The 16,466-nt window shown below is 67.9% G+C and carries 16 protein-coding genes; 6 read left to right on the top strand and 10 right to left on the bottom strand.

The features are described from left to right. Positions 1-37 precede the first annotated feature (37 nt). The 4 genes from ACW176_RS06835 to ACW176_RS06820 all read left to right on the top strand — a co-directional run bounded on the left by ACW176_RS06835 (position 38) and on the right by ACW176_RS06820 (position 5,364). Complete coding sequence (locus ACW176_RS06835; protein ID WP_492111383.1) at positions 38-2,110, top strand: TonB-dependent receptor family protein; 2,073 nt, start codon at positions 38-40, stop codon at positions 2,108-2,110. Positions 2,111-2,119: 9 nt separating this feature from the next. Beyond that, on the top strand, positions 2,120-2,635 hold the full coding sequence (locus ACW176_RS06830; protein WP_492111382.1) for a YcnI family protein: 516 nt from the start codon (positions 2,120-2,122) through the stop codon (positions 2,633-2,635). Positions 2,636-2,649: 14 nt separating this feature from the next. Further along, a complete protein-coding gene (locus ACW176_RS06825) occupies positions 2,650-3,135 on the top strand; it encodes a copper chaperone PCu(A)C (protein WP_492111381.1) in 486 nt (161 codons plus the stop codon). Between the two features lie 96 nt (positions 3,136-3,231). After that, positions 3,232-5,364 carry a M13 family metallopeptidase gene (locus ACW176_RS06820; protein WP_492055853.1) on the top strand — a complete coding sequence of 711 codons (2,133 nt, stop codon included), beginning with the start codon at positions 3,232-3,234 and terminating at the stop codon, positions 5,362-5,364. A 114-nt stretch (positions 5,365-5,478) separates the two neighbouring features. Here ACW176_RS06820 and ACW176_RS06815 read toward each other — a convergent pair whose 3' ends face one another. The 10 genes from ACW176_RS06815 to ACW176_RS06770 all read right to left on the bottom strand — a co-directional run bounded on the left by ACW176_RS06815 (position 5,479) and on the right by ACW176_RS06770 (position 13,956). Continuing rightward, entirely contained in the window at positions 5,479-5,853 is a 375-nt protein-coding gene (locus ACW176_RS06815) for an ammonium transporter (RefSeq protein WP_492111380.1), read from the bottom strand. Next, positions 5,850-6,146: an autorepressor SdpR family transcription factor gene (locus ACW176_RS06810; protein ID WP_419319572.1), complete on the bottom strand. Its 297-nt coding sequence runs from the start codon at positions 6,144-6,146 to the stop codon at positions 5,850-5,852. Before ACW176_RS06810 ends, ACW176_RS06815 begins: the two co-directional genes overlap by 4 nt. Positions 6,147-6,187: 41 nt before the next feature. Beyond that, the gene (locus ACW176_RS06805; RefSeq protein ID WP_492111379.1) at positions 6,188-6,886 is read right to left on the bottom strand and encodes an HTTM domain-containing protein; all 699 of its coding nucleotides are present in this window, start codon (positions 6,884-6,886) and stop codon (positions 6,188-6,190) included. Then, positions 6,883-7,314, bottom strand: coding sequence for a hypothetical protein (locus ACW176_RS06800; RefSeq protein WP_492111378.1), 432 nt, complete (start codon positions 7,312-7,314; stop codon positions 6,883-6,885). The genes ACW176_RS06805 and ACW176_RS06800 overlap by 4 nt, the downstream gene beginning before the upstream one ends. Before the next feature lie 443 nt (positions 7,315-7,757). Beyond that, positions 7,758-8,720, bottom strand: a complete 963-nt coding sequence (hisG, locus tag ACW176_RS06795; RefSeq protein WP_492111377.1) for an ATP phosphoribosyltransferase — start codon at positions 8,718-8,720, stop codon at positions 7,758-7,760. After that, positions 8,717-9,844, bottom strand: coding sequence for an ATP phosphoribosyltransferase regulatory subunit (locus ACW176_RS06790; RefSeq protein ID WP_492111376.1), 1,128 nt, complete (start codon positions 9,842-9,844; stop codon positions 8,717-8,719). Before ACW176_RS06790 ends, hisG begins: the two co-directional genes overlap by 4 nt. Before the next feature lie 3 nt (positions 9,845-9,847). Further along, the gene (hisS, locus tag ACW176_RS06785; protein ID WP_492111375.1) at positions 9,848-11,323 is read right to left on the bottom strand and encodes a histidine--tRNA ligase; all 1,476 of its coding nucleotides are present in this window, start codon (positions 11,321-11,323) and stop codon (positions 9,848-9,850) included. A gap of 258 nt (positions 11,324-11,581) precedes the next feature. Further along, entirely contained in the window at positions 11,582-11,914 is a 333-nt protein-coding gene (locus ACW176_RS06780) for a hypothetical protein (RefSeq protein ID WP_492111374.1), read from the bottom strand. Then, positions 11,914-12,990 carry a DNA sulfur modification protein DndB gene (gene dndB, locus ACW176_RS06775; RefSeq protein ID WP_492111373.1) on the bottom strand — a complete coding sequence of 359 codons (1,077 nt, stop codon included), beginning with the start codon at positions 12,988-12,990 and terminating at the stop codon, positions 11,914-11,916. The genes ACW176_RS06780 and dndB overlap by 1 nt, the downstream gene beginning before the upstream one ends. A gap of 705 nt (positions 12,991-13,695) precedes the next feature. Continuing rightward, a complete protein-coding gene (locus ACW176_RS06770) occupies positions 13,696-13,956 on the bottom strand; it encodes a hypothetical protein (RefSeq protein WP_492111372.1) in 261 nt (86 codons plus the stop codon). Positions 13,957-14,162: 206 nt separating this feature from the next. Between ACW176_RS06770 and ACW176_RS06765 the strand changes: the two genes are divergently transcribed. Together ACW176_RS06765 and ACW176_RS06760 are read left to right on the top strand one after the other, a co-directional pair. Further along, positions 14,163-15,407 carry a serine hydrolase domain-containing protein gene (locus tag ACW176_RS06765; RefSeq protein ID WP_492111371.1) on the top strand — a complete coding sequence of 415 codons (1,245 nt, stop codon included), beginning with the start codon at positions 14,163-14,165 and terminating at the stop codon, positions 15,405-15,407. Positions 15,408-16,034: 627 nt separating this feature from the next. After that, entirely contained in the window at positions 16,035-16,349 is a 315-nt protein-coding gene (locus tag ACW176_RS06760) for a hypothetical protein (RefSeq protein ID WP_492111370.1), read from the top strand. Positions 16,350-16,466: the final 117 nt, after the last annotated feature.

Genomic DNA, 16,466 nt, shown 5'->3' with positions numbered 1-16,466 from the left:
CCGCGCGTCTCGTCACGTTTTCAGGACTGCAATTTCCATGACCGTCACCTTCCGCCGCGCCCTCCTGCTGGGCGCCGCCGCCCTTTGCCTGTCGCCTGCTGCTCACGCCGCTGAAGCCGACCAGACCCGCCTCGACTCGGTGCTGGTCACCGCCCGCCCCGATCCCGAAGACCCGCCCGCCGTGGCCCAGGCCCGCAAGCGCCTGTCGGAAACCCCCGGCGCGGTGGCCGTGATCTCGTCGGAAGCCTATGCCAACCGCTTCGCCCTGGGCCTCAACGACACTGTCCGCGACGTGCCCGGCGTGTTCGCCCAGAAGAAGTTCGGCGAGGATACCCGCCTGTCGATCCGGGGCTCGGGCATCGGCAACGCCAACCACAATCGCGGGACCCTGCTGGCCCAGGACGGCGTGCCGCTGAACGAGGCCGACGGCTATGGCGACTATCAGCTGATCGACCCGCTGCTGGCCCGCTACACCGAGGTCTACAAGGGCGGCAACGCCCTGCGCTTTGGCGGGGCCCTGCTGGGCGGGGCGATCAATTTCGTCACCCCCACGGGCAAGACGGCCGGCGCCGACAACCTGCTGCGCGTCGAGGGCGGTTCGTTCGGCACGGCCCGCCTGCATGGCGAGGTCGCACGGCAGTTCGGCGACAACGACGTCTTTGTCGGCGCCACCCTGATGAACGCCGACGGCTGGCGCCAGCAGAGCAACAGCTCGGCCGCCCGCCTCTCGGCCAATATCGGCCACAGCTTCGGCGAGGACCGCGAGGTGCGCCTGTATGTCAGCGGCGCGGACCTGCGCCAGCAGATCGGCGGCTCCCTGCCCCTGGCCCAGGCCCTGAACAGCCGGGAAAAGGCCGCCGCCGGCAATCTGGCCAATAACTACGGGCGCAACATGCGCAACGCCCGGGCCAGCGTGCAGACCACCTGGCGCCTGTCCGACACCACCGTGTTCGAAGGCGGCGTCCATGCCGCCTGGCGTGATCTGGACCATCCGATCTTCCAGGTCATCGACCAGGAAAGCCGCAACTTCGGGGCCTTTGGACGGCTGGACTGGACCGGCGAACTGGGCGGCCACGCCGCTGACCTGTTCGCGGGCGCTTCCTACCGGATCGGTGATCTGGACGCCCGCCAGTGGCTGAACCTGCGCGGCTCCAAGGGCGCGGCCCAGGCCTTCTCGCGCCAGAACGCGGAAGCCCTGGATGTCTTCACCGAGGGCCGCTTCTTCGTCACGCCCCGCGTCGCCCTGGTGGCCGGCGCCACCTACGGAACCGCCAAGCGCGACTACCGCGCCTACAGGCTGGCGGGCGTCGCCTCGACCTTCGACCTGACCGCCCGCCGCGACTATGATTGGCTGGCCCCGCGCGTCGGCCTGCTGTTCCAGATCGACCAGGACAGCCAGGTGTTCGCCAACCTGACGAAGTCGGTCGAGCCGCCCAATTTCGGAGCCTATTCGCCGACCGCCGCCGCCGGCTTCGCGCCCGTGGTTCCGCAAAAGGCCTGGACCGGCGAGATCGGCGCGCGCGGCCGCAAGGGCGCGTTCGCCTGGGATCTGGCCCTCTATCGCGCCGAGCTTAAGAACGAGCTGCTGAGCTTCGTGGTCGATCCCGCCCACCCGGCCGCCACCTTCAACGCCGACGAGACGGTGCATCAGGGCCTGGAAGCCGGCCTCGACTGGCGGTTCAACAAGCGCATCCGCCTGCGCCAGACCTGGGCCTGGTCGGATTTCCATTTCGAGGGCGACGCCCAGTACGGCGACAACACCCTGCCGATCGTGCCCGAGCACCTGTACCGCGCCGAGCTGAAATACGAGCATCCGGCCGGCTGGTTCGTGGCCCCGTCGGTCGAGTGGTCGCCGCGCGGCCCGTTCGTCGATTTCCGCAACAAGGTCCGCGCGCCCGACTACGCTATCGCCTCCTTGGGGGCCGGCTATAGCCGCGACGGGGTGACGGTGTTCGTCGATGCGCGCAATCTGCTCGACAAGCGCTATGTCGCCACCGTCAATCCGCTGGCCAATCCGGCCTCGGTCACGGCGGCGACGATCGAAAATACGGCGGCCTTCTGGCCGGGCGAGGGACGCGGCGTGTTCGTCGGCGTCTCGGGCAAGTTCTAGGAGACCATGATGCGCAAGATCGCCCTCACCCTCCTGGCCCTCGCCGCTCCCCTGGCCGCCCCCCTGGCCGCCCAGGCCCACGTGGTCGCCGCGCCCGATACGGCGCGGGCCGGATCCTATGCCGCCGTCGCCTTCCGGGTGGGCCATGCCTGCTCGGCGGGCGACGTCACCCTGAAGGTCCGCATCGAGATCCCGCCTGGCGTGGTCTCGGCCCGGCCCCAGCCCAAGCCGGGCTGGACCTATGAGATCGAGCGCGAGCCCGGCGCCGATCCCAAGGCCGCGCCCTCGGCGGTGACCTATGTCGGCCGCCTGCCCGACGAGGCGTTCGACGAGTTTCCGCTGCTGATGAAACTGCCCGCCACGGCCGAAACCCTGGTCTTTCCGGTCATCCAGACCTGCGAGAAGGGCGAAAGTCAGTGGACGGAGATTCCTTCCGCCGAGGCGCCGGGCGCGAAGCTGTCGCGCCCCGCCGCCACCCTTCGCCTGATCCCCGCCGAGGCCGTTTCGGCCGGCCACAAACATTGATCCTGGAGAGCCCCATGCGCACCGCACGCTTCCTGGCCCTCGCGGCCGTTCTCGCCTTCACCGCCCCCGCCTTCGCAGGCGACTACAAGGTCGGCGCCCTGACGATCGGCAATCCGTGGACCCGCCCGGCCATGGCCAGCATGAACGGGGTCGGCTTCATGACCATCGCCAATGCCGGCGCCAAGCCGGTCAAGCTGGTCAGCGCCGAAAGCCCCCTGGCCGGCGTGGTCGAGATCCATCGCTCGGCCATGGCCAATGGCGTGATGACCATGCGTCGCCTGGACCAAGGCGTGACCATCCCGGCCGGCGGCTCGGTGGCCTTCGCCCCGGGCGGCTATCACTTCATGCTGCTGGGTCTGAAACAGCCCCTGGCCCAGGGGCAAAAAGCCCCCATAACGCTGGTCTTCGACAACGGCCGCCGCGCCGCCGTCGAGCTGACCGTGCAGAGCGCCGCACCCCAGACTTCGCAGGGATCGATGGGCGAACATCAGCACCACTAGCCGCCCATTCTGGCTGGACATGACAAATTTGTAAGGGAGCAAAACTTCCACGGCGGGGCAGATTGCGGCCAGCTCACACCAACGGATACGACTTCCATGAAACGAGTTTGGTTCGCCGCCGCCGCCGTGGCCGCGCTTTCCCTTTCGGCCTTCGGCGCCCAGGCCGGCGAGGACCATCTGTGCCTTGATGACGCCTGCACGACCCAGGCCCTGTTTGCCGCGCCTCTGCTGAATGGGGCTTCGGAAGGCGCGGCCGGCGACCTGACCTCGCTGGAGTCGCCGCGCTACGGCGCGTGGGGCTTCGACACCTCGGGCATCGACAGCAGCGTCAAGCCGGGCGACGACTTCTACAAGTGGGCCAACGGCGCCTGGGACGCCCGCACGGAAATCCCGTCGGACCGCACGCGCTATGGCAATTTCGACAAGCTGTCGGAACTGTCGGAAGCCCGCACCAAGGCGATCATCGAGGCCGCCGCCGCCAACAAGGCCGCCGCGGGCGACACCGCCAAGGTCGGCGCCGCCTATCGCGCCTTCATGGACGAGGCCGCCATCGAGGCCCTGGACGCCAAGCCGATCGCGCCCTACCTCGCGCAAATCAAGGCCGTGAAGAGCAAGGACGCCTTCACCGCCCTGATGGGCCAGAGCAGCGTCGCGCCGTTCACCAGCCTGCTGGGCCTGGGCATCCAGACCGACGCCAAGAACCCCAAGGCCTATGCCGTCTATGCCGGGGCTGGCGGCCTGTCCCTGCCCGACCGGGACTATTATCTGGACGCCAAGTTCGCCGACAAGAAGACCGCCTATCTGGCCTATGTCGAACAGATCCTGACCATGGCCGGCTGGGACAAGCCCGCCGACCACGCCAAGGCCATCGTCGCCTTCGAAACCCGGCTGGCCGAGGTCACCTGGACCCGCGCCGAGCGCCGCGACCGCGACAAGACCTACAATCCCGCCACCCTGGCGGAATTGCAGGCCATGACGCCGGGCTATGACTGGAACCGCTATCTGGCCGGCTCGGAACTGCCCAAGGTCGACCGCTTCGTGGTCACCACCAACACCACCTTCCCGAAATATGCGGCTATCTATGCGGAAACCCCGCTGGACACCCTGAAGGCCTGGCAGGCGTTCAAGGTCACTGACGACGCCGCGCCCATGCTGTCCAAGCGCTTCGTCGAGGCCAGCTTCGCGTTCCGCAACAAGACCCTGTCGGGTCAGCCCGAGCAGCGCCCGCGCTGGAAGCGCGGCGTGGCCCAGGTCAACGGCATTCTGGGCGAAGCGGTCGGCAAGGACTATGTGGCGGCCTATTTCCCGCCGGAGTCCAAGGCCAAGATGCTGGACCTGGTGGCCAATATCCGCTCGGCCATGAAGACCCGCATCGACAATCTCGACTGGATGAGCGCCGAGACCAAGGTCAAGGCCCAGGACAAGCTGACCAAGTTCACCGTCAAGATCGGCTATCCCGACGTCTGGGAAGACTATTCCAAGCTCGAGATCAAGGACAACGACGCCTATGGCAACGCCCAGCGCGCCGGCGTCTGGGCCTGGCGCGAGGATGTCGAGCGCCTGTTCAAGCCGGTCGACAAGACCGAGTGGGGCATGACCCCGCAGACGGTCAACGCCTATTACAACTCGGTCAATAACGAGATCGTCTTCCCGGCCGCCATCCTGCAGGCGCCGTTCTTCCATCCCGACGCCGACCCGGCCGTCAACTATGGCGGCATCGGCGGCGTGATCGGCCACGAAATCGGCCACGGCTTTGACGACCAGGGCCGCAAGTCCGACGGCGACGGCGTGCTGCGCGACTGGTGGACGGCGGAAGACGCCGCCAAGTTCAAGGCCCAGGCCGACCGTCTGGGCGCCCAGTACGGGGCCTTCGAGCCGCTGCCGGGCATGAAGCTGAACGGCCCCCTGACCATGGGCGAGAACATCGGCGACATGGGCGGCCTGGCGTTCGGGCTGGACGCCTATCATGCCTCGCTGAACGGCAAGCCGGCTCCGATTCTGGACGGCCTGACCGGCGACCAGCGCATCTATCTGGGCTGGGCCCAGGTATGGCGCCAGAAGCAGCGCGACGAGGCTCTCAAGCAGCAGGTCACCAGCGGTCCGCACTCCCCGGCCTATTACCGGGTCAACGGCACGATCCGGAACCAGCCTGGCTGGTACAAGGCCTTCGACATCAAGCCGGGCGACAAGCTGTACATCGCGCCGGAAGACCGCGTGAAGATCTGGTAGGTCCCGCACAGGGCTGAAAACTGAAGGGGTCGGCGCGCACGCGCCGGCCCCTTTTTCCCGACCCCGACGCCGAGCGGCCGACGCCCGCCTCGCTCGTCTGGATGACCGTTCGAGCTACCCGGCTTTGGCCTTGTCCCGCAGCGACAGGCAGTAGCCCAGCGTCACCGCGATCCCCACCACGACCGCGCCGCACCCGCCCACGACCGCCACCGGGATCGGGGCGAACGCCCAGAGTCCGGCATAGATCAGCCCGCTCAGAACCAGCGACCAGGCCGCAACCCGCCTGGCCCCGCGGGCTCGCGCGCTGGGGACGAAGGTCTTGGGCAGCCGGTTGCCGGTCCAGGCGACCATCAGGCCCGTGGCGCCCAGGACCAGTCTTATGGTCGTATCGTTGTCGATATAGCCCTGCTTGCGGGCGAAGGACGCGACGAGCGCCAGGACGAGAATGCCGCCACCCCAGGCGAAGTCTCCGATCAGATCCTTGTTCATCGCGCAGTCTCCTTCTTGGGCTCAGGCGACTCTGCGCCCAGGCCAAATGAATGGACAAAGCCCAGCAGCGCCTCTTCGAGCACCGAAAGCTTCAGGTGATAGATGACGGACTTGCCGGCCTTTTCGGCGTGGACCAGGTCAGCCTCCTTCAGCACAGCGAAGTGCGCCGACATGGTCGGCTTGGAGACCTCGAACTGGTCGCTGAGCTCGCCGGCGCTCAGCGGCCCCTTGCGCAGAAGCTGCAGCACCCGTCGGCGGGTGGGATCGGAAAGGGCTCTGAACACCTGGCTCATGATGAGATGATTAGCTAATCATCTAAATGAGTCAAGAGCGCCTATAGGAGACGATCTTGCAGCCACAGGATCGCCGGATAGACCGCCAGCCAGGTCCAGAAGAAGCGGTTGAGCCCGAACAGGCAGGCATTGGCCAGGTGGAAGGTCCCGGCGATCACCAGCCCGGCGATCAGGCTCTCCCGCGACAGCAGGGTCAGCGGAAAGGCCAGTTCGAACAGCATCACCGCCCAGGACATCACCAGCAGCAGGCGCGGTCGATCGGCCAGGCGGCGCAGGTCCTCGCTGACCGGATAGGCCGAGAACCGGAAGACGTCGGCCAGGGCCCGGCCGCTGCGCCAGTCGGGATTGACCACCTTGACCCAGCCGGAAATGAAATAGGACAGCATCAGCTGCAGGCCCAGATAGCCGAACACCAGCTCCTGCAGGGCCGGCGTCGGCATCAGCCGCGACAGGGTCAGGCACCACAGGGCCAGCAGGCCCATGCGATCGCTGCCGCCATTATAGGGCCCCTGGAAGCGCTGCAGGATCAGCAGCGACAGCCCCGCCAGGCCCAGCAGCCCCACCAGATCGACCGCCGGCCAGGGCGAGACCGCGCCGAGGATCACCAGTCCGCACAGTCCGATCCGCGCCAGGAACAGCGGCCGGTCGGCGCGGGGGCCGCTCAGGTGCTCGAGACTCTGCTGGATCAGGGCCAAGGCCAGCAGGGCCTCGGTCAGGCGGGCAACGTTCTCGAGGGTCATAGGGCGGCGATGTCCGCCAGCCGGCGCGGGGCCGACTGGAACAGCACCTCGCGCTGGATCGCCTCGTCCTCGCGGCTGACGAAGACCAGCCGAAAGCTCAGCCAGTCGCCGGTCGCGCCGTTCGCTGTCAGATCGGCGGCGAGGCGCGTGAAGATCTCGTCCTGGCTATGGTCGGTGGGCGCATTGATCAGCCGCTCGGCGCAGCTGACCAGAAACAGCGTCTCGTTCCAGCGCGGATTCCACAGCAGCCGAGCCAGCAGGGTCCGCGCCGACACCCTCTGGGGTCGGGGGCGAAACTCGGTCCAGCCCCGCTTCGGGACGGCGGACGAGGCGGTCAGGGCGTATTCGATGCGCGGTGAGGGCGCGATCACGTCGAAGAAGTTCCACGATGGGATCAGCGCCGGCAGCAGGAGGGCCAGGGGCTTCAAATGGGGTCCCTCCTCAGCAGGCGGGCGAATCGACAGGCGCGCCGTGCGGCGCAGCGCGATCATCTCCGCCCTTGCGCCCCTTCCGCAATGGCGCGCATGGGGGGCGCCCCTACCCGGCGCTGGAACTTTTGACACTTGCGTCAAATATGGAAACCGGGGCCCAGATACACCAAACCCGCCGCGGGGGATAATCGCGACGGGCTGGCTATTTCTCGATCATTCGATCTAGGCGGGCGTTTCCTCCCCGAAACGCCGAAGGAAGGGAGCTCTCTGATGGGCTCTGTTCTTCCTTGCAAGCGTTAGAAACGTCATAATTGGGGCGGTGTCAACGCAACAAAACCCATTTCTGCAACGGTTTGAGCGTTTTTTTGACGAACCGGACGTAGTTTGGACGCGCCAGTCAAACTTATCACTGATCTCCCAGGGGTTTTTTGACGATACCGTCAAATACCGCCCTTCAGGCGAGCGGCCAGCTGATCCAGCACCCGCGACCGGGACTCAAAGACATAGTCGGGACGCGACACGGTGACCGGCTCGACCCCCGCAGCGGCCAGGGCGGCGGCGGCGTCGAACAGATCGGCTGTGGCCAGCAGGGCGCCGTTGGTCCGGCGCGAGCCGCCCTTGGCGACAAAGCCGGCGACGGCGGCCTGGGCCAGGTCGTCCTGTTCGGCGGGCCAGACCAGGGTGGCGAGCGTGCGCGCCCGGCCCTTGGCCTCGACCACCGCCAGCAGGCGCTGCAGGCTGCCCAGCTGCTCGGGCGACCAGTCGGCGATCAGCGAGGCGGTCAGCTGGGCCTGGCTCTTCAGGATCACGCCGTCGGTCAGGATCTTCAGGCCGTTGGCCGCCAGGGTCGCGCCGGTGGTGGTGATGTCGACCACCAGTTCCGCCGCCCCGGCGGCCGGGGCCCCCTCGGTGGCGCCGCTGCTTTCGACGATGCGATAGTCGGCCACGCCGTGACGGGCGAAGAAGGCCCGGGTCTGGGTCACATATTTGGTCGCCACCCGCAGGCGGCGGCCTGTCCGCGCCAGATGAGCGTGCCCGACCTCGTCGATATCGGCCATGGTGTCGACGTCGAGCCAGCTCTTGGGGGCGGTAACCACCAGATCGGCGCGGCCAAAGCCCAGGGCGCGCAGCAGCATCACCCGGCTGTCCATGTCGTCGCCGCGCTCGCGAAGCAGGTCCTCGCCGGTGACGCCCAGGTGCAGTTCGCCGGCGTCGAGACCCGCGGCGATGTCGCCGGCCGACAGCAGCCGCACCGACACGCCGGGCAGGCCCGACAGTTCAGCGCTATAGCCGCGCGAGCCGCCGGTCATTTCCAGCCGGAAGCCGCACTCGGCCAGCCAGGCCTCGACCTGCTCTTTCAGGCGGCCTTTTGACGGAATGGCGAAGATCATTGGCGCGCTCATTCGCCGCCTCCCGCATAGGCTCGCGCGGGACGGACCATGCAGCCCACCGCGCCGGTTGTCCGCGCCGCCCCAAGACGCGCGGGCAGGCCGTCATAGCGACCGCCGGCCGCCACGGGCCGCTCGTCGCCGAGGGCGGCGCTGCGCACTTCAAAGAGGTAGCCGTCGTAATAGCCGAAGGCCCGGCCGAAGGCGGCGGTCAGCACCATGCGGTCCTCGGGCACGCCGCGCGCGGCCATGCCGGCCAGACGCGCGCGCCAGCCGTCGAGGGCCGCGTCCAGCGCCGCGCGTTGCGGTCCGGCCAGGGCCGAGATGGCGTCCAGCGCCGCGCCCGGACGGTCGCTGACCGCCAGGAAGGCGCGGACCGCATCGGCCTGCTCGGGCGACAGACGCCCGGCCTTGGCGGCCTCGGCGCGTTCGACCAGGCGGTGGGCGATCTCGGCGGGACGACGACCGCCGACCGGCTCGATGCCGGCCAGGGACCACAGCTCCTGCAAGACGGCGGAGGCCTCGCCCTCGGGCAGGCCGGCCAGCAGGGCGGCGATGCGGCTCTGCTCGGCGCTGGCCTCGGCACCGCCGTCCAGCTCGATCTTCAGCTGGCGCGGACGCGTAAAGGCGCGCTTGAGGCGGGCGGCCAGGGGCGCGGCCAGGCCCAGCGTATCGATGAAGGCTCCGAACAGGCCGACGTCGCCCAGCACCAGCGACAGGTCCGCGCGCCCGCCGGCGGCCGACGAGGCCCAGGCCAAAGCGGCGATCTCGGCGTCGGCGGCGACGGGGTCGCCGGCCTCGAAGGCCTCGACGCCGATCTGCAGGAACTCCTCGGCCCGGTCGCTGCCGCGCGGCGCGACGCGAAAGGCCTTGCCGTCATAGAGATAGCGCCCGGAAGCCGCCCCCGCCTCGAGGTGCGCGCGGGCGATGGCCACGGTGAAGTCGGGCCGCAGGCACGCCTCCTCCCCCCCGTCGCCGGACACCACGAACAGCCGCGAGCGCATGGCCTCGCCGGCCAGGTCCAGCAGCAGGCCCAGCGGCTGCAGCACCGGCGCGTCGGTCAGCACGGCGCCGGCCGCCAGCAGCGGCGCGCGGATGGCGCCCAGCGCCTCCGCGGGAATGGAACGCTCGAGCCTCATGCCTCAGCCCTCAATGATCTTGCGGACAGCCGCGACCAGCTCGCCGCGCGGAATGGTCTGCTGGCCCGGACGCTCGGCCTTCCAGGCGGCGTTGTCGGCCACGCCGGAGGCCAGCTCGCGGCCCAGGTCGAGGTCCTTGATCGTCACCGTGCCGGCCGCGATCTCGTCGCCGCCCAGCATGATGGCGGCCGGCGCCATCCGGCGGTCGGCATATTTCATCTGCGGCCGCATGCCCGAGGTTCCCAGATAGACCTCGGCCGCAATGCCGGCGTTGCGCAGGTCGGCGGCGACCGAGAAATACTCGCCCATGTGGGCCTGGTCGAAATTGATGATCACCACCGGACCCCGCGCCGCGCCGCCGGGCTCGCGCCCCGCCGCCCGCAGGGCCGAGGCCAGGCGCGAGACGCCGAACGAGAAGCCCGTGGCCGGCACGGGCTGGCCGGTGAACCGCGCGATCAGGTCGTCATAGCGCCCGCCGCCGCCGATCGAGCCGAACGAGACCTTGTTGCCCTTCTCATCCAGGGTGGACAGCAGCAGCTCGGCCTCGAACACCGCGCCGGTGTAATACTCAAGCCCGCGCACGATCGACGGCTCGAACATCGCCTGGTCGTCGGCGACGCCCAGGCTCTTCAGGGCCGCGTCGATCAGGGCCAGCTCGTTGAGGCCCTCGTCGCCCTCGGCCGAGCCGCCGATGACATTGGCGATCTTGCCCAAGGTCTCCGACCGTCCGCCGGACCCGGCCTGGACGAAGTCGAGCACCGCGTCGATGGCCTTGCCCACCAGGCCAGCGCCCTTGGTGAAGGCGCCGCTCTCGTCCAGCCGGCCCTCGCCCAGCAGCAGGCGCACGCCCTCGACGCCCAGGCGGTCCAGCTTGTCGACGGCGCGCAGCACGGCCAGCTTCTGGCCGCTGGTCTCGACCCCGGCCGAGGTCAGAAGGCCGTTCAGCAGCTTGCGATTGTTGATCCGCAGCACGGCCGAGCCGCGCGGCAGGCCGGCGGCTTCCAGACCCGCCACGGCCATGGCGATGATCTCGGCGTCGGCCTCGGGCCGGGCCGATCCCACCGTGTCGGCGTCGCACTGGATGAATTCGCGGAAGCGGCCGGGGCCGGGCTTCTCGTTGCGCCACACCGGGCCATAGGCATAGCGGCGGAACGGCTTGGGCAGGGTCTCCCAGTTCTGGGCCGCGAACCGGGCCAGGGGCGCGGTCAGGTCGTAGCGCAGCGCCATCCACTGGTCGTCGTCGTCCTGCAGGGCGAACACGCCCTCGTTGGGACGGTCGCTGTCGGGCAGGAACTTGCCCAGGGCATCGGCATATTCGAAGGCCCCGGTGTCCAGCGCCTCGAAGCCGTGCCGCTCATAGACCTTCGACACCGCCTCCAGGATGGCGCGCTCGGCCCGCAGGTCGCGGGCGCGCTTGTCGGCGAAGCCGCGCGGGGCGCGGGCTTCGGGGCGGAAGGTGTCTGCGGGCTGGTCGGTCATGTCGCGGCGTCGATCCTAGGAAGTCAGGTCTCGACGGATGGCGCTTTTCAGCAAGCCCCATCCGCCTTGGGCGGGGCTCTGGCTGGGTGTCGCTGTTTTAGAGCGAGCAGACCCGGCCGATCCCGCGAGGCGAGGTCGGATGGTGGTGGCGGCCGTGATGGTGCGGCGTGCGGGTCATTGCGGGCGGGCTATAGCCTAGCGGGGAGGATGGGGGAAGGGGCCGCGCAGCTATGCGCGACCCCTTCCCGTTCTCTCAGGCTATACGTACCGGCTGGTGGCGCGGATTTTCTCTTCCGCCTGGACCAGCGCGGCCTTGGCCTCTGCCAACGCTTGGACGGCTTCGAGCGCGGCACGTCCGCTCAAATAGGGGCCTGCCGGAGGAAGCCCGCTAGCTTCGGCCGCCTCCACGTTGTGGAAGGCGTATCCGCCAAGGACTTCGGCAACCCGGCCGGGATTTACCCCAAACCAAGCAGCGATATCATGCTGCCGGTCGCCACGGAGGCGCATCCCCTTGATGGCGGAAGCGTCGTCGTTATTGAGGTGAACGCCGCTCGGCTTAGCCCGGCGACGGTAAATTTCCCGCCCGGCCATTACGCAGCAGCCTTTTCAAGCGAACGCTGCTCAGCCTCAGTGAGGGACATGCCGAGCTTGCTCTTGATGAACGTCTTCGTCGCGGAGCGAGCTTGACGGTTGGAAACCACCGAGTTCGCCACGATGCAGACGTTCTGCCATTCCTTGTTCTGCTTCGACCAGTCGATGTCAGCCAGCGCGGCAAGGCGCTCCTTCCAGTTAGGATCCGCCGCCATCAGGTCAGCACCAAGGCCGCCCAGTGCGCGAAGGACGGTCGAGTGGGACGAGATGTGTTCCGACCGAAGCTCCTGAGCGGACTTCTGACCGCTCAGGACCTTCCGCCAGTCCACCATGTTGTCCGCCACAGCGGACCAGTAGGTGGCCAGGAGCTTGGCGTTATCCTCAACATCTTCGGCCGAGCTGTCCCTAAGCAGGTCGCTGTTGGCATCATAGACCGCAGCGAGCGTGAAGATCTTCGTCGACTTAGCCTTGAGTCCCGCATCGACCTTCTCGGTCAGCTCTTTAAAGACCGGGACCTTATCGAGCGCGAACAGCGTAGCGATGGAGATCGGATCGCGCTTGTCGAACAGGACGTCGAGCGACTTAGACGTCTTAACGACGTGCCGGTTGAGGTCAGTGAACATCTGTTGGACCCGCTCGGTGCTTTCCCAAGGGAAGAGCAGCACTGAAATGGTTTGCTCCGCCAAGTCCGGATTCTTCTTAACGGCCTCCACAATGGCGGCGCAGCGGTGCTGGCCATCGTTGATGGTCAGCTCATCGCCGAGCTTGATCCGCAGGGTGCCAATGTTCCCCTCGCTGTCCGAGTGGGGAACGAAGGTCGGCTCGGACTTGAATGACGCGGTGATAGACGCGAAGAGATAATCCTCTTCGTTTTCGAGCATGTATTCAGTGAGTGCAGGAACACGCGCTCGGTTAAGGGCCCGTTGCTCCCGCGCTTCAGGGGACAGATCGGACCACTGGCGCTCTTCGGGGTCGAATTTGAACATACTCTGGATAGCTTCGAGGGGCATCAGGCACGAATAGTACGTGCGGGTTCCCATCTTTCCCCGCATAGCGGGCACATATACTTGCATCATATTACTTCTCCATTCGAACTCGATTTTCCTGGAAGAGCGACAATCGCTCAGGGAGTTTGGTGAGTTCGCAGCAGCACAAAAGACAGCTCCACCGCCATTTGTCAAGAGCTCCTTCTAAAATTTCATACAGCTCCCTGGCTTTTTGTGTGCAGCTCCTTTAATTTCATCAATGCAGCTCCCTTGGAAATTCGGTCAGAGCTGGGAATTGCCCTCTCCCCTTGCGGGAGCGGGTGACCCGGCGAAGTCCGGGGTCGGGTGAGGGGTCGCGCCGGACTTTCCGGACAGGGCTTTCCACCCCTCATCCGGCCGCTTCGCGGCCACCTTCTCCCGCAAGGGGAGAAGGAAGAGAGCCGGCCGGAGTTTTCGGAAGCCTTCCCCCGGAAGGAAACCCCTCCTTACATCTCACGGCGAGACGATCGCGGGTCTGGGCAGGTCACTCAAGGACGGCCCTGCGGGCCGCCGCGACGCGGCCGGTCGCAGACCGGTCCTTGACTGACCTGCCCAGACCCGCACGCTGCAGCCTCCAAGAGATGTAAGGATGGCTCCGACCTGGGGCGGTCGGTGCAGGAGGGGCGAAGTGCGCGCGCACTTCGCTGGCGTCTCACGTGTCAACTGAACCAGAGGTTCCCGCCACAAGGGCGGGAATGACGGAAGGTTTGGGGGGCGGGGCGGTCGGCGTACCTGAAGGCTCGGAATGACGGTGGATTAGAGCCGTGGCGCTGGGGGGCGCCCGACTTCCCCGCCCCCGATCATGTCCGGCCGGTTGCTGAGGAAGAAGTCGCGGCGGTGGGTGAAGAACTCGGCCGCCACGTCGAGGGCGGCGATGATCACCCGCATCATGGAATAGTGCGGCCCGTTGGGCGGCAGGTTGCGCAGCTGGTCGATACAGGCCTGGCGCGCGGGGCGCAGGCCGTCGAAGAAGCGCTCCGGGTCGGGTATGCCGGCGCGGCCGTTGCGCGGGCTCATGGGTTGCACGCACGGCGAGGCGCGCGCCGGCGGGGGCGTTGGGTCGGCATGGAAGGCTCCTTGGTTCGCGCTTTGTTCTCCCCCCGGCGCGCGCCGGAGTCAATCGACCACGGGTGGTGTCGCGCCGGCTCTGCCACAGGCGCGGTCAGCCCTTGAAAGACGGCCGCCAGACCGCGAGACTCTCGCGCCTGCGCATGGAAACCGAGATGAGCCCTTCTGGAACGATGTTCGCCCGGCGGGCTTTGCTGACGGGATCGGCGGCGCTGGCTGTCAGCGGCGGGGCGACGTCCGCCCTCGCCCGTCCGCGAGCCCAGGGCCAGGACGGCGACGGCGCCTGGATTCCGTCGGAAGACCTGGTTGCGGCGCTTCCACGCTTCATGCGCATCGCCGGGGTGCCCGGCGTCGCCCTTGCGGTCATCGACCGGGGAAAGCTGGCCTGGAGCCGCAGCTTCGGCGTGAAAAACGTGCTCACCCGCGACCCGGTGCGGGAGGACACGCTGTTTGAAGCGGCGTCGATGACCAAGCCGGTCTTCGCCTATGTCGTGATGCGGCTGGTCGATGAAAAGCGCCTGGACCTCGACACGCCGCTCGTCGCCTACCGCCGGCCTGCGAACCTGGGGAATGACCCGACTCTGGAACGGATCACGGCCCGGCATGTGCTGGCCCATTCGACCGGCCTGCCCAACTGGGCTTCCGCGCCGCTGGTCACAAGTAGCCCGCCCGGATCGCGCTACACCTATTCGGGCGAAGCCTTCATCTGGCTGCAGCTGGTGGTCGAGACGATCATGGGCATGGGCCTTGGCAGCGTGATGCAGGCCAGGCTGTTTGGTCCGGCGGGCATGTCGCACAGCACCTTCGGCTGGGACGAACAGATCGCCCGGTCGGCGGTCTTTGGCCATTCCGAGCCTCCGGAAGGCGAGCAGGCGCTTCCCCCCCAGCCCACGCGTGAGCTGGGCGACCGGCTGCTTGCGGTCGCGTCGCAGGGGGGCAAGCCGATCGCGTCATGGACCTACGAAGACTCGATCGCAGCGATGCGCGAGACCGATCCCAAGACGGCGCCGACGACGCACGACCTGCTGGTCAATTCGGCGGGCGGGCTCCTGACGACGGCGTCCGACTATGCCAGGTTCATGCTGCTGATGATGGACCGGCCGGGGCGGGCGGACTGGGAGATCAGCGATGCGACCCGGCGGGCGATGCTCACCCCCCAGCTCGACGTGCGCGGGCCCGACATTTCGCGCGGACTGGGTTGGGAACTCGAACAGTCCTCGGCGGGCCCGCTATTCCAGCACAGCGGCAGCAATTACGGGATCTTCAAGACCCTGGGCGTCGGCGACGCCCGACGCGGGCGCGCGATCGTCGTCTTCACCAATGGCGCGAACGGCAATGCGCTGGCGGCCCTGATCGTTCGGCAGGCGACCGGGATCGACCGGCTGAAGTCCCTGATCTGATCGGCTCTATCCCCGTGCCCCCACGGGGATAGAGCCTCCCCGCCGCCAGGGATTTCAACGGCCTAAGCCCGTGAACCACCGTCACGATGACAATCTCATCCGCCCCTGCAAAACCGCCCCCATACTAACTCTCGCCCCAACACCGGGGAGGACGTCCAGCTGGCGATCTGACGGGTGATGGGGGCGGTCGAGCGGGTAGCGCCCGTCGGTCGTCGTTGAAGGCCCGATGGGGTCTGGCGGAGCGGGGCGGTCCTTGCGGGGACGTCGTGTGATGAAGCCGGGCCCGGACCGCCGGGAACTCCCTTTGGCGACGCCCGGACGACGCGCGCCAGGCGCGGGCTGAAATCGCCCGCGCGGTCCGGATCGGGGTCGTCTGCCCGGTCCGCCCGCCGGAGGCCTAACGTCGGGAGCGGGTTAAAACCCCGCGCCCCGAGGGCTTTCGTCCACCGGCCGCGCGGAGCGCCCGTACGTGTCGAAACGGTATTCTCCAAATCCAGATCCGGGCGCGCCCGGACGCTCCGCCGCCTCCCCACCTCGCCGGGCCTTCGCTCGGCGGACGACGCGAACCTGTGTCCTGCCTTCAGGCGGGGCGCGCCGTTCATCCCCTCATCCTGTGGAGATTTAGCCATGAGCAAGTTCAGAGACACGCCGCCCGCCGAAGCGACGGCGATCCCCCTCCCGCCGACGGGCCTGGAGGCCCAGGAGGCCGAGCTGAAGCGCCTCGAACACGAGGTGATGCGGTTCCGAGGACTCGCGGTCAGGGAGATGCTGCTGCGCGGCAGCTATCGCGACCTGATGAAAACCCTGGACATGGTCGAGGGCATGGATCCCGTCCCGGACGACTGGCGCGCCCGACTTGAGGGGACGGACTTTCTGGGCGGCGGGTTTGATCCGGGTGAGCCGGAGGATGAGGAGGGCCTCGGGGACGACGAGGCGGATTGACGCGACGCGCCCCAAAAAACCTCCGTCATTCCCGCCCTTGTGGCGGGAACCCCTGGTTCAGCTCACACGTGAGGCGCCAGCGAAGTGCGCGCGCACTTCGCCCCTCCCGCACCTGCG

The sequence above is a fragment of the Caulobacter sp. FV1ye13L genome (genome assembly GCF_058681155.1).
The sequence above is the reverse complement of the archived record's forward strand: the minus strand, read 5'-3'. Positions and strand labels throughout refer to the sequence as shown.